Below are 12,674 nucleotides of genomic sequence, written 5' to 3'. Positions count from 1 at the left end.
TCCGCAACTAATCATACACAAACCGTTACCTGCAAGCTGAAAATCGAACTCAAATGAAACAACGGAACATAATAATATCTGTTTTAATTATTGGAATGATATTATTGTTTTCCTGTAGTAGAAAAATAATAAGTTCACCTCGTACTATTACGAAAACAAAATCAAACGTTACCGAAAAAAAACCTTATTTAATATTAATCTCACTTGATGGTTTTAGATGGGATTACGTAGAAAAATATAACCCACCTAATTTGAGTTCATTCATTAAAAATGGTGTTAAGTCAGAATCACTAATACCTTCATTCCCTACTAAAACTTTTCCGAACCATTATACAATTGCAACAGGACTTTATCCAGACAAACATGGAATAATAGGAAATATATTTTATGACTATAAAAAAGACACTCTATTTAACAAGAGGAATCCCAAAATGGCAGAAGACGGGAGTTTTTATGGAGGTTCACCTATTTGGGTTGAGGCAAATAAAGTAGATATTCTAACTGCCAGTTATTTCTTTGTAGGAACAGAGGCTAATATTCAAGGAATCAGACCAACATACTATTATAAATTTGATAATAGCGTTAAAAATGAGGAACGCGTTAATCAAACAATAAATTGGTTGAATTTGGAGGAGAAAAGCAGACCACATTTAATCACTTTATATTTTGGTGATATGGATGAAGTTGGACACGATTATGGTACTAATGATGACGAAAAACTGAAAACGGCATTGTTTGAACTAGATAACAATTTAGGCGATTTGTTTAAAGGAGTATCAGAAACTAATCTTCCAGTAAATATTATTATCGTTTCTGACCATGGTATGGGAAATCAGTCTTCTAACAAAATAATACCAATAGATTCTATCGAAAACGATGACTTATTCATGACAATTGAAAACGGTACAATAGTAAATATTCATCCAAAAAAAGAGGTTGAAATAGATTCTGTACTACAATTTTTAAGACAAAAGGAAAATAATTTCAAAGCTTATAGAACTGAAAATACACCAGGTTTTGAATACATCCCAACTAATAAAAATTGGGGTGCAATACAATTAATACCAGATTACGGTTATCATTTTTGGAATCAAAGACGAAAAGACGCTCTTATCGAAGAGGGTGTTAAAACTTTTGGCGTTCATGGCTATGATAGCAAATACAAAGAAATGCATGGAATATTTTATGCGAATGGTCCAGCCTTTAAAGATGGTTATGAGATACATTCGATAAAAAACATTCATATCTATCCATTAATGTGTGAGATTTTAGGATTGAAAATTCCTGAATCGATAGATGGAGACATAAATGAAATAAAAAGTGTTTTAAATGAAGATAATTGAATAAATAATAAAGCCAGCAGGTAACAACGTGTATAATTAATTGCTTTGGCAAGTGCTTATTTGGAAAATTCCTTCGGAATTTTCTCGCGTTCGTTTTTGTTTACTAAATTAGTTGCTGAAACACGCAACTAACCATACACAAAACCGTTAGCTTGCATTTAAAACCGACATCACGAATTGAACAACATTAAGACAAAATTTCAAGAAGTTTATATTCCATTTTTAATAGTTTCGATAGGAACTATTCTTTTTTACAACATATTTCGTTGGACTTTAGATATCAAACTCGGAATTTTACCATTAAAGGAAAATTTATTGAATTTTTGGATTCCTTTTGCTCTTCCTTGGATTCCAATACTTATCTGGTTACGAAGAAGAATTCGAATCTTAAATATTAGAGGCAAAAGAGATAACGGATATTTTGTTTATCAATTTGCTATGGCTGCAGCAATGGCTGTTCCAATAATTATTAGTCAAAACTATATTGAAAAAAGTTCTTTTGATTTAAATGAAATATCATCAATCTCAAAAATAAAAGAACTAAAAAAGGAAAAGTATTTCAAAATAACTTCATTTGATATTGACCATAATTCAAGTCTTCCATATGTAACTGCGAGAACTTCTGGAAGAAATAATGACAATTTGAACTTTTACTTATATCTCGCTTGTCCTTTCGAAAATACAAGTTCAATTTGGTATGGAGTTGAATATAAAAAGAATGTAAGCAATAGAATTAACGAGCAAAGGAAAAATTCAGAGTATAGAGCTTTTATAAACAAATCAGAAAAAGAATTTAAAACCTATGATTTTCAAGATGTAGAATATTTTGAACGACTTGGATATTCAGATGACAGAGACGGATTTATAGAAGCGCTAAAAGAAAAAAATGAAAGTCTAAACGAAAAGGAACAAATAATACTTATCCCTAAAAAAGATGTTTTTGAGGAAAGACTTGGCAATTCCTTTCCTTGGATTTTCGGTTCTTTTGGAATTGGAGCTTTAATACTTTTAGCTATGGTTTTAATTCCAAAAATTGACGAAAAGGAATTAAGCGATTTTAAAAAAAATAAACCATTGAAAGAAGATGATTTAAAAGACATATTAGGTTTTTTAAATCCAATGGGAGAAAATAAAGCAACTGCAATTTTATTACTTCTAAATATTATTGTTTTTCTTATTATGATTTTTGACGGACTTAATATTGTTTCACCTACGCCAAAAGAGTTGCTTGAAATTGGAGGAAATAGAAGATTTGAAGTTATGAATGGAGAATATTGGAGATTATTTTCTTCTATGTTTATTCACGGTGGACTTTTACACTTGTTTATGAACTTAATTGGTCTTGGACTTGGAAGTAGCTTATTAGAAAATGTACTTGGTTCAGTAAAATTAATAATCATCTACATTATTTGCGGAATACTCGCAAGTTTAGCGAGTATTTATTGGCACGAAAACACAGTTAGTGTTGGAGCGTCTGGTGCTATTTTCGGACTTTATGGACTGATTTTAGCTTTTACCGTTTTTAAAATTTATCCAAATTATATGAGAGGAATGACTTGGATGTTGTTGGGACTTTATGCAGGAGTAAGCCTATTATTTGGATTTTTAGGTGGAATTGATAATGCAGCTCATTTTGGTGGACTGATAAGCGGATTTGTGATTGGAGGAATTTTAATATTGACGAATAAAGAACAGCTGAAAAAAAACGCAAGCTAACAATGTATATAATCCATTGCTAGTGAGAGCCTACTTACGAAAATCCTCGCGGATTTTCTATTCGGTTTTTATTTGCTAAATTACGTGTTAAACCACGCAACGTATCATATACAAAACCGTTGGCAACAAGCCACATAAGACAACCTATTAACTATAAATAAGTGAAAAACTATGAAAATCGTACCAATTGTATTCTTTGTGTTTGGAGTTTTACTCTTATCCTGCAAACAACAAAATACTGTCAATGAAAAACCTTTAGGGTCATTGGAAAAAGTGGAGAATGGACAAAAATACCTTTATGCAACACCCGAAGCCTGGAAAAACATTGAAGAGAACTTTAAGGGAAAAGGGAAATTCGCAAGTGTCAATTTTTTAAAGTTTAAACCAATGGCAGACTATACCGGAATAGAAGTTTCAGACAAGCAGATTGGTAAAACAGGAAAAGAAGTTTATCAACATTACATCAAATTGGTAAAAGAGATTATAGAAGAATATAATTATGGTCGAGTAATATATTTTGGGGAAAGCAATAGTTTTTTTGTCGGTCCTGAATATGAACAATGGGATGGATTCATATTGGTTGAATATGAATCTGTAGAAGACTTTGTAAACTTTATTAGAAGTGATGAGTATGCGAAAATTGCACCTCATAGAACTGCATCTTTAGATGACACAAGATTATTACCTTCCACGAGATTTTGACTTTAATAATTAATTGACTAATAAAAATAGACAGAAGCCAGTTGCCAACAATGGCTATAAGTAATTGCTACAACTCGCCTACTTCTGAAAATCCTCGCGGATTTTCAGTTTGGTGTGTACTTGCAAAGTTAAGTGCTAACCCACGCAACTACTCATAGCCAAACACGTTGGGAACAATGCCTTCGGCACGCATCCGCGACACTGCGTGTCTACTGCGTATGCTAAATGTTCCCAACGGTCACGCAGTACGACTGCATATTCGCCCTGTGCCTACGGCACAGATTCCCAACAACGGATAAGGCGAATATGCGTCTAAAGGCTACCGTAGCTAATGCGAGCAAGCTCGCAACACTACTCGCCTTATCCGCGTGACCGTTGGCAACAATAAACCAAAATCAAACAGGATGGAAAGCTTAAATCAAAATATAGAAAACCATTACCTGAAGGAAGAGCTTTATGAAGATATAGTAAATCGTTTAATAGAACAGGGAATTGACATAAACGAGGTGAAAAGATCTGACATTGCTGGGGCTGATGAATTTCATGTAAGGGGCGCAGCAGTATCAAAAGAACTTGCTGAAAGTATAAACCTAGAAGGTGCAACAGTTTTGGATGTAGGATGTGGACTTGGCGGCCCATGTCGAATGCTGGCTGATGAATATAATTGTCAAGCTACAGGAATAGACCTTAGTAATGAATATATTAGAACAGCGAAGGAACTTTCTAAACTTGTAAAGTTAGATAGTAAGACTTCATTTGTTCAAGGAGATGCTACAAGCCTTCCATTTGGCGATAACATGTTTGATGTGGTCTGGACACAACATGTTCAAATGAACATTCCTGACAAAGAAAAGCTCTATTCCGAAATAAGTCGAGTACTTAAACCAGGTGGACACTTTCTTTATTATGACATCTTAAAAAAAGAAGATGGAGAAGTTAATTATCCTATGCCATGGGCAAGTACATCAGACATGAGTTTTCTTTTCAAAGAAACAGATATGGATGCTTTATTAACGCAATTTGGTTTAACTAAAGAGCAATCTATCAACCAGACCCAAGCCGGAATTTATTTTTTCAATGCACTCGTTGCAAAATTGAAAGAATTTGGGCCTCCAAAAATGGGGTTAAACGTTCTTATGGGTGAAACAACTAAACCGAAACTAATGAATCTTCTTAATCACTTAAAGACTGGTGAACTAGAACTTAAAAGTGGAGTTTATAAAAAATAAACTGTTGCCAACAACGTGTATAATTAATTGCTTTGGTCGTTGCCTATTTGGAAAATTCCTTCGGAATTTTCTCGCGGTGGTTTTTGTTTACTAAATTAGTTGCTTAACCACGCAACTACTCATAGCCGAGACCGTTGGCATTAATATCCTAAAATGAAAAACTTAATCCTGATAATATTTTATTCACTCACATTATTTTCATGTCAAACTTCTGATGAGATAGAAGACGTTGTCGTTATTGGTGGTGGACTTATGGGAAGTTCAACTGCTTGGGAGCTATCAAAATATGGAAAAGATGTTTTATTGATAGAACAACAAGACTCTGTTAACACTTTTGGTTCAAGTTTTGGAGAAGCTCGAATTTCAAGAAGTCTTGGACCAAATGAAGATATTTTTTCATATCTACAACAAACATCTGTAAGCGAAACAAAAAAATTAATTGACTACTTAAATAATGGTGAAAAGCAACGATTGCACTCAATGAATGATATCTATACAACTTCACCTGTAACTTACATTTATTCCAAATCTCAAATAACAGAAGTTGAAGAATTATTAGATGGCCAAACAGATAAGTATGAATATGCCTCAAATGCATTAGAAGCAATGGAAAAATTTGGAATGAAAATTTCTGATACTACTATGGTCATTCGGGAATTTAAAGACTATTCTGGCACACTGAATCCAAAAGCTTTAATTGAAAAGCTTCACATGGCAATAAAAAAAGCTGGTAATAGAATTGACTACAATCAAAAAGTGACCAGCTTAAAAAAAGAGGATGGTATTTATAAAATTGAAATCACAAACACAAAGACAGGTTTATCCAAAACTGTTTTGAGTAAGAAAGTGGTTGCTGCAGGCGGACCATACAATGGAGTTCTATTAAAGGAAATAGCCCCTAATATAACTAAATTGATAGTTCCAAAAAGACTATTTCTTTCGTTTATAAAAATAAATTCCAATAAGTACAATACTTTATCTATTGAGCAAAAAGAGAAATTAAAAGAATCTTATCCTGTTGCATATTTAAATTCTGAAATTTTTTATTCAATGATTGAAAAATATGATGAAGATGACAATCCTTTGTTAAAAACTGGAGCACACTTCTTAAGAACAGATATTAAGGATTTAGATGAAGTTTGGAAGTTAGATTTAACTGCAGAAGAAATTCAATGGAGTAAAGAAAATACAATAGATTATTTAAACAAACTCAATTTACCAATAGAATTTGAGGATTTAGAATATGAAAGAGGTTATTCCTGCGTGTACTCATTAACCCAAACAGAAATACCTTATGTTAGTAATGCTGTCAAGAACGATATAGAAATTGATTCTAGTCTTATAATAGTTGGTGGCATGTCTGGAACTGGTGCAAAAGGCTCTTTAGCCTACGGTTTATTTGCTGCAGACCTTGTCTTGGGCAATGAAAATAAGGCATTCATGTATCAAAAAGCTAAAACAGCTTTAGGCTCAAAAAGATTGATTGAAGACTTACAGAATATTGATAAATAAAATACTAATGCCAACAACGTGTATAATTAATTGCTGCCAAATTCCTTCGCAGAAATTGCTAGCGCCAGTTCGCGTTGCTCGTGTCACTTGAATTAATTAACTTCGTTGTACGTCGGTAAATCACTAACGGATTTTCTCCGCAACGAAACCATAGCCAAACACGTTGTAGCCCATTACCAAAATCATACTTTATAATAAATATCGTAACTTGCTAAATAGCTATTAACCAATTAAATATGATATTATGAATACTAAAATGATTTTTGGATTAATTATGATTTTCGGAATTATAACTACGAGTTGTAAAGAAAAAGAAGAAAAAGTGGAAATTGAAAAAGTAAAAGTTGATTTAATTAATGATGAATTTCCTGAAGCTAAACAAGAATTATTGGAAACATGGGATGGAATTGTGCAAAGTCTTAAGGACGGGGATCTAGACAAACTAATTGATTTCCATGCTTATAGTCCAAAGTTTACTGAATTTAAAAATGGAGAACCACGCAATGGAAGTGAGGCCAATGAAGAGTTTGAACGCAATACATTTGGTGCTGTAACAGAAATTGTGAAATTTGACACAGAGGATATGTTCGTTGCTGTGTATGGTGATGTCGCCAATTTAACTTTTCATTCTGATTTTCATCTCAAGTTTGGTGAAGATTTAGTTGTTGTAAACGACCAAATATCATTGTTGTTTGTGAAGACCAGTGATGGATGGAAAATCGTAAGTGAACATCATTCCCCATTGAAAATAGAATAAAGTAAAAAACGTGCTACAATAACGTGTAAGCGCAATTACGGCGGATTCGACTACGTCGGAATCCACTCGGAATTGCTAGCGTCAGTTCTAAACCGAAAATTAACGCATATTAACCCGTAACTGACGGTTATACGAGACCGTTAGGCTCAATAAAAAAGCAATTAAATATGATAACCAACAAACTGTCATTAAAGGTACTTATCACTCTCAGTTTGCTTCTATTCGTTGGATGTAAAAAACAAGTCAAAGAGCTCACATTAGAAGAAAAAATTGCATTAGCTGTAGAATCAAGAAAAATTCCCACATCAAAAGACCATAAAATAATCTTTACGATTCCTGAATCGCTTATTGGAAGAGGACCTCAAATAACAGAGGTATTTAGCCATATGGAAAACTATATTCCTACTGTTCTGATAGAAAAAGGAAATACAAAAACAATAAAGCTTCCAGAAAATATAAGTCAAACCCTCGGTCAAGAGATTCTCACCAGTGCCTTCTTTGAAAAGGAAACATCACTTGACCAAATTTGCGATGAAAAACAAGTTAATGGTGTAATTGTTCTTCACAAAGGACAAGTGGTTTATGAAGGGTATCCCGAAATGGAACCTTCTGACAAGCATTTTCTTGGTTCTGTGAGTAAAACATTTTTAGGAACCGTAATAGCACATTTGGCAGATGAAGGAAAACTTAACGAACAAGATCCGATTGGGAAGCATATTACAGAGTTTAAGGATAAGCCATTGGCAAATGTAACTATTGAAAATTTATTAAGGATGACCTCAGGAATCAACTGCAGAGAAAGCGATAAGGAATCCTTTACTGACCCAAACCATTGTTTTTATAAATTACTTCAGCATTCTGCGGTTTATACAGAGCCAAATCCTGGATTTGAAGAAAGCTTAATTGAATTATTGGCTAATTCAGGACAAATTGAACCCGCTGGGCAAACCTTCGATTATACTTCCGCCAATTCTGTTATTCTGACTACCATTGCTGAAAGAGTTTCTTCTAAACCTTTTCATGAGTTGGTTCAGGACTATATATGGACAAGAATCGGAGCTGAAGATGATGCAAGGGTAACGCTATCCAGTACTGGTGTTGCTGGAAGTTACGGTCCAATGCTCATGCGCTTAAGAGATCTTGCCAGATATGGACTGGCCTTTACAGATGACGCTACTACAAAAATAGCATCGGCACGATATTTAAATCAAATTCATACCGGAGATAGAGCATTATTTAGATCTGAAGGAGGAACGGATCAGCATTTGAGGAAACATTATTATGAAGGACAAGGCGCAGATTTTCAGAGCTATCATTGGGATGTGATTTTTGAAGATGGCGACTTCCTTAAAACTGGGTTTGGAGGTCAGAGTCTTTACATATCACCAACAAAAAGATTGGTTATTGCTTTTTTTAGTGCAAAAAAGGATGAGAAAAATAAAAACATGCATATGACAGCCCTTGTTCGTAGTTTGGCATTACTTGAACAATTTAAAGAATAAATTAGTTAAATACTGAGCCTAACAACGTGTATAATTAATTGCTCGGTCACTGCCGACTTACGAAAATCCTCACGGATTTTCTATTCGGTTTGTATTTTCTATTTTAGTTGCTGAAACACGCAACGAAACCATACACAAACACGTTGTGCTTCATTATTAGAAACCGCTAACCAATGATAAAACTCTTTCGTCAAATCCGTCAAAACTTACTTATGGAAAACAAAACTGGAAAATATTTTAAATATGCAATTGGAGAAATCATTCTTGTGGTTATTGGAATTTTAATTGCGTTACAGATAAACAACACCAACAACCTTAAACAAGAAAGGAAAATTGAACAAGAATATTTACAGTCATTACAGGCAGAATTTGAGTTGAATCTTGAGAATTTAGAGACTTTAATTGCCCTTAATAAAGAAATGACTGAAGATGTAGAAAAACTACTAACCTTATTTGATAAAAGTATTTTAGATACCATTAATGATACATTAACGGCTGTCATTCTAAACGATGTTATGGATAATTATGATATTTATATGCCCTCCCTTGGTGTATTAACAGATTTAATTAGTTCTGGCAACCTGAATTTAATTCAGAATAAAAAATTAAGACATCAACTTGCTTCGTTTGAGATTTCACTAGATCGAATAGATGACCAAGAAAAAACTGCAGAAAAAGAGTTTCATGCAATCCGAGATTTATTTAATGAAAAGTCAAGTCTTCAAAAGCTTTTTACTCAAATTGGTTGGTACGAAAAAAAACAAAATTCAATTTCTGACACTATGAACTACGAATCCTTGTTAAAATCTGTTCAATTTGAAAACTCGCTATTATCATTCCATGCAATGAATCGTACTTCTAATAACAGAATTTTTCCAGACTTTAAAACTACAATTGAAAATATATTGCTGGAAATTGAGAAAGATTTAGAAAAATAACGAAAGCACAACACCATGTATAAATAATTGCTATTTTTAGCTTACACAATGCTAGTTGCTTTACTTGCCTGCCTCTAATTTTCCTACGGAAAATCTTCGCACACAAGCACGCAATTATTCTTATACGAGACCGTTGTGTATCTTTTTCAGATTACCTAAAAAAATATGAAAGCAATAGTTTATGAAAAATATGGCCCACCAGAAGTCCTTAAAATAAAGGATGTGGAAAAACCCAAACCTAAAGATGATGAGATTCTAGTAAAAATACATGCAGCTACCGTTACGTCTGGAGATGTTAGACTTCGAAGTTCTGATTTTCCACCTTTATTTTGGCTTCCTGCAAGATTAATTTTTGGACTTTTCAAACCCAAGAAAAACATTTTAGGACATGAATTGGCTGGAATAGTTGAAGACATTGGGAAAAGCGTCACTAAATTCAATGTTGGAGATAGTGTATTTGGAACAACTTCAATGTTAAACACAGGTTCGTATGCCGAATATATATGCTTACCACAAAAATGGAAAAATGGTGTGATTGAATTAAAACCAAAGAATTTAAGTTATCATGAAGCCGCCGCTCTACCAGTTGGAGCAATGACTGCTATTTACCTTTTAGAGAAAGCTAATTTAAAAAATGGACAAAACATTTTAGTTTATGGAGCTTCTGGAAGTGTTGGTAGCTATGCTGTACAAATTGCAAATCAAAAAGGCTCAACAGTAAAAGGCGTATGTAGTACTTCTAATTTTGAAATGGTAAAATCATTAGGCGCTGAAAGTGTAATAGATTATAAAAAAGAGGACTATTCCGAAGGCAATGAAAAATTCGATATAATTTTTGATGCCGTTGGAAAAACAACAAAATCAAAAGCAAAAAAAGCTCTTAAAACTAGAGGTACTTTCGTTTCTGTTAAAATGCTAACAAAAGAGAAGAATGAACATCTTAAGTTGATAAAAGATATGGCTGAAAATGGAAAATTAAAACCTTACATCGACAAATCATTTAAACTTGATGAAATAGTAAAAGCTCACGAATATGTTGATAAAGGGCGAAAAAGAGGAAATGTGATAATTGATATATTAAAATAAACGAACACACAACAATGGCTATAAGTAATTGCTGGCTCTTGCCTACTCCTGAAAATCCTACCTATTTTCTTATGTTCTGGTTTTATTTACTAAATTAGTTCCTCACCATCACAACGAAATCATACACAAACACATTGTGCTTCATTATCAGAAACCGCTAACGAATGATAAACTTCTTTAGATTATCGAAACTCAATTTTGCAAAGCAAAATCAAATGTCAAGACGACATATGGTTGAGATGGGCGCTTGCGGACATAAATAAACCACCAATTGAAACTATGATTAAGTTTTTTAGAAAAATTAGACAAAGTTTACTTTTAGAAGGAAATACCGCAAAGTATTTAAAATATGCCGTGGGAGAAATTTTATTGGTAGTAATAGGAATTCTCATTGCGCTACAAATAAATAATTGGAACGAAGTAAGGAAAGAGCTTATTAATGAAACAAAAATTTTAAAAACACTTAATGCTGAATTTACACAAAACAGTATCACATTAGATTCAATATTAAAACAACTCAACCGTATGGAACAGTCATTGAGCTTTGTGTTTCAAAATATAAAACCAGATCCAAATCTTGACTATACACCAGAGCAATTAGACAGTTTATTGAGTATTTCATTTTCTGATCCATATTGGACAAGAAGTGAATATACCTTAAGAAATTTAGAGAGCTCTGGAAAATTAAGCACTCTTAAAAGTGAGGATTTAAAGAGCAAACTTTATGAATGGTCTTTAGTGGCCACTGATATTTCAGATAAAGATTCAGACGCCACACAAGGCTTTAATATTTTATTAAATTATTATAGAGAAAATGGTTCTTTACGAAATCTAGATGAAGGGGGTTGGGTAATTACAGAAGGACGATCGTCTTTAGATTACGATCACTTCAAATTTTTCACCGACATAGTATTTGAAAATATTATTGATGATTGTTTGGTATATACCAGACAAAGAATTAGAAGATATAATAAAGCCCGGATTATCATTGATCAGGTAATTGCCCTAACACAGACGGCAGATAACAAGGATGACTAATCTTACCTATTGTTGATTGCTACAGTTGCTGCCAGAACATTCCTATGTTCAACATGGACTAAATTTTATACCAGCATTGTTGCGGCAAATATCAAAAAGTAACGTAATCCCACACAATTAAGATTGCTGTTTTTTTAAATTTCTCCAAATTGGCAGAAAGAGTAAGCGCGTAAACATATATCCAACCATACAAAGCGGATAAATTAGAGAAAGAAAAAAAGGTCCAAACTCACGAAGAAATACAATATTAAAGGCATTAAGACAATTCAGAATTAAAATTAGAATACCTATTATAAAATAAATACTTACAAGAATTTTAGACTTGTTTCTACGGAATTTAGAGATTCTAACCTTTCTGGATAAATAGTAAATAAAGCATAAATAATTTATACTCATAATTCCGCTACACAAAGCCCAAACCGAAGAATCTTTGAATCCAAAACTCCAAAATACAAAAGGAAGAATGGAAAAAAATGTGCCCATCAATCCAGAATTAACAATCAATTGTAAATCATTTGCATCATTTTTATTTATGGAAAATTCATCCTTAAACCTAAATGTTGCGACTATAGAAGCAAATCCAACAAATGCTACTGAAACTTGAGTAAATGCCAATAAAATAGATGATTCTTCCATTATGATAAGATTTTAATAATGGTTAATTTACTAAAAAAGAAATAGATACGATAGAGAACATAGTTATGATTTGTTAGTGATAATTTCATTGCGCCTCATTTACCTTCTATAAATTCATCTTATCAAATAATGGGTTTCTGTTTATTTACTATCTTAGTTCTTAAACCACTAAATTAGACATAACCAAAATAGGCCTCATTTTAAACCACAAGATT

At 32.9% G+C, this 12,674-nt stretch carries 11 protein-coding genes; 10 read left to right on the top strand and 1 reads right to left on the bottom strand.

From position 1 onward, the window contains the following. Positions 1-53: 53 nt before the first annotated feature. The 10 genes from ACFO5O_RS05480 to ACFO5O_RS05435 all read left to right on the top strand — a co-directional run bounded on the left by ACFO5O_RS05480 (position 54) and on the right by ACFO5O_RS05435 (position 11,823). Entirely contained in the window at positions 54-1,343 is a 1,290-nt protein-coding gene (locus tag ACFO5O_RS05480) for an alkaline phosphatase family protein (protein WP_387961689.1), read from the top strand. A gap of 177 nt (positions 1,344-1,520) precedes the next feature. Then, positions 1,521-3,059, top strand: coding sequence for a rhomboid family intramembrane serine protease (locus ACFO5O_RS05475; protein WP_387961687.1), 1,539 nt, complete (start codon positions 1,521-1,523; stop codon positions 3,057-3,059). A 171-nt stretch (positions 3,060-3,230) separates the two neighbouring features. Further along, positions 3,231-3,761, top strand: a complete 531-nt coding sequence (locus ACFO5O_RS05470) for a DUF1330 domain-containing protein (protein WP_387961686.1) — start codon at positions 3,231-3,233, stop codon at positions 3,759-3,761. Positions 3,762-4,165: 404 nt separating this feature from the next. Further along, positions 4,166-4,990: a class I SAM-dependent methyltransferase gene (locus ACFO5O_RS05465; protein ID WP_387961684.1), complete on the top strand. Its 825-nt coding sequence runs from the start codon at positions 4,166-4,168 to the stop codon at positions 4,988-4,990. Between the two features lie 153 nt (positions 4,991-5,143). Further along, positions 5,144-6,502, top strand: coding sequence for an FAD-dependent oxidoreductase (locus ACFO5O_RS05460; RefSeq protein WP_387961682.1), 1,359 nt, complete (start codon positions 5,144-5,146; stop codon positions 6,500-6,502). Between the two features lie 244 nt (positions 6,503-6,746). Beyond that, complete coding sequence (locus tag ACFO5O_RS05455) at positions 6,747-7,259, top strand: YybH family protein (protein WP_387961680.1); 513 nt, start codon at positions 6,747-6,749, stop codon at positions 7,257-7,259. A 167-nt stretch (positions 7,260-7,426) separates the two neighbouring features. Further along, positions 7,427-8,761, top strand: a complete 1,335-nt coding sequence (locus ACFO5O_RS05450) for a serine hydrolase domain-containing protein (RefSeq protein ID WP_387961679.1) — start codon at positions 7,427-7,429, stop codon at positions 8,759-8,761. A 173-nt stretch (positions 8,762-8,934) separates the two neighbouring features. Further along, positions 8,935-9,699 (top strand): DUF6090 family protein, encoded by a 765-nt coding sequence (locus ACFO5O_RS05445; RefSeq protein WP_387961677.1) that lies wholly within the window; start codon positions 8,935-8,937, stop codon positions 9,697-9,699. Positions 9,700-9,864: 165 nt separating this feature from the next. Continuing rightward, on the top strand, positions 9,865-10,785 hold the full coding sequence (locus tag ACFO5O_RS05440; RefSeq protein ID WP_387961675.1) for an NAD(P)-dependent alcohol dehydrogenase: 921 nt from the start codon (positions 9,865-9,867) through the stop codon (positions 10,783-10,785). Between the two features lie 279 nt (positions 10,786-11,064). Then, the gene (locus tag ACFO5O_RS05435; protein WP_387961673.1) at positions 11,065-11,823 is read left to right on the top strand and encodes a DUF6090 family protein; all 759 of its coding nucleotides are present in this window, start codon (positions 11,065-11,067) and stop codon (positions 11,821-11,823) included. A gap of 117 nt (positions 11,824-11,940) precedes the next feature. On the opposite strand, the gene ACFO5O_RS05430 is transcribed toward ACFO5O_RS05435, so the two are convergent. Then, positions 11,941-12,459 (bottom strand): hypothetical protein, encoded by a 519-nt coding sequence (locus ACFO5O_RS05430; RefSeq protein WP_387961672.1) that lies wholly within the window; start codon positions 12,457-12,459, stop codon positions 11,941-11,943. Positions 12,460-12,674: the final 215 nt, after the last annotated feature.

The organism is Geojedonia litorea, assembly GCF_042654525.1.
Classification (GTDB): Bacteria; Bacteroidota; Bacteroidia; order Flavobacteriales; family Flavobacteriaceae; genus Geojedonia; species Geojedonia litorea.
This window is presented reverse-complemented; position numbering and strand designations above follow the sequence as displayed.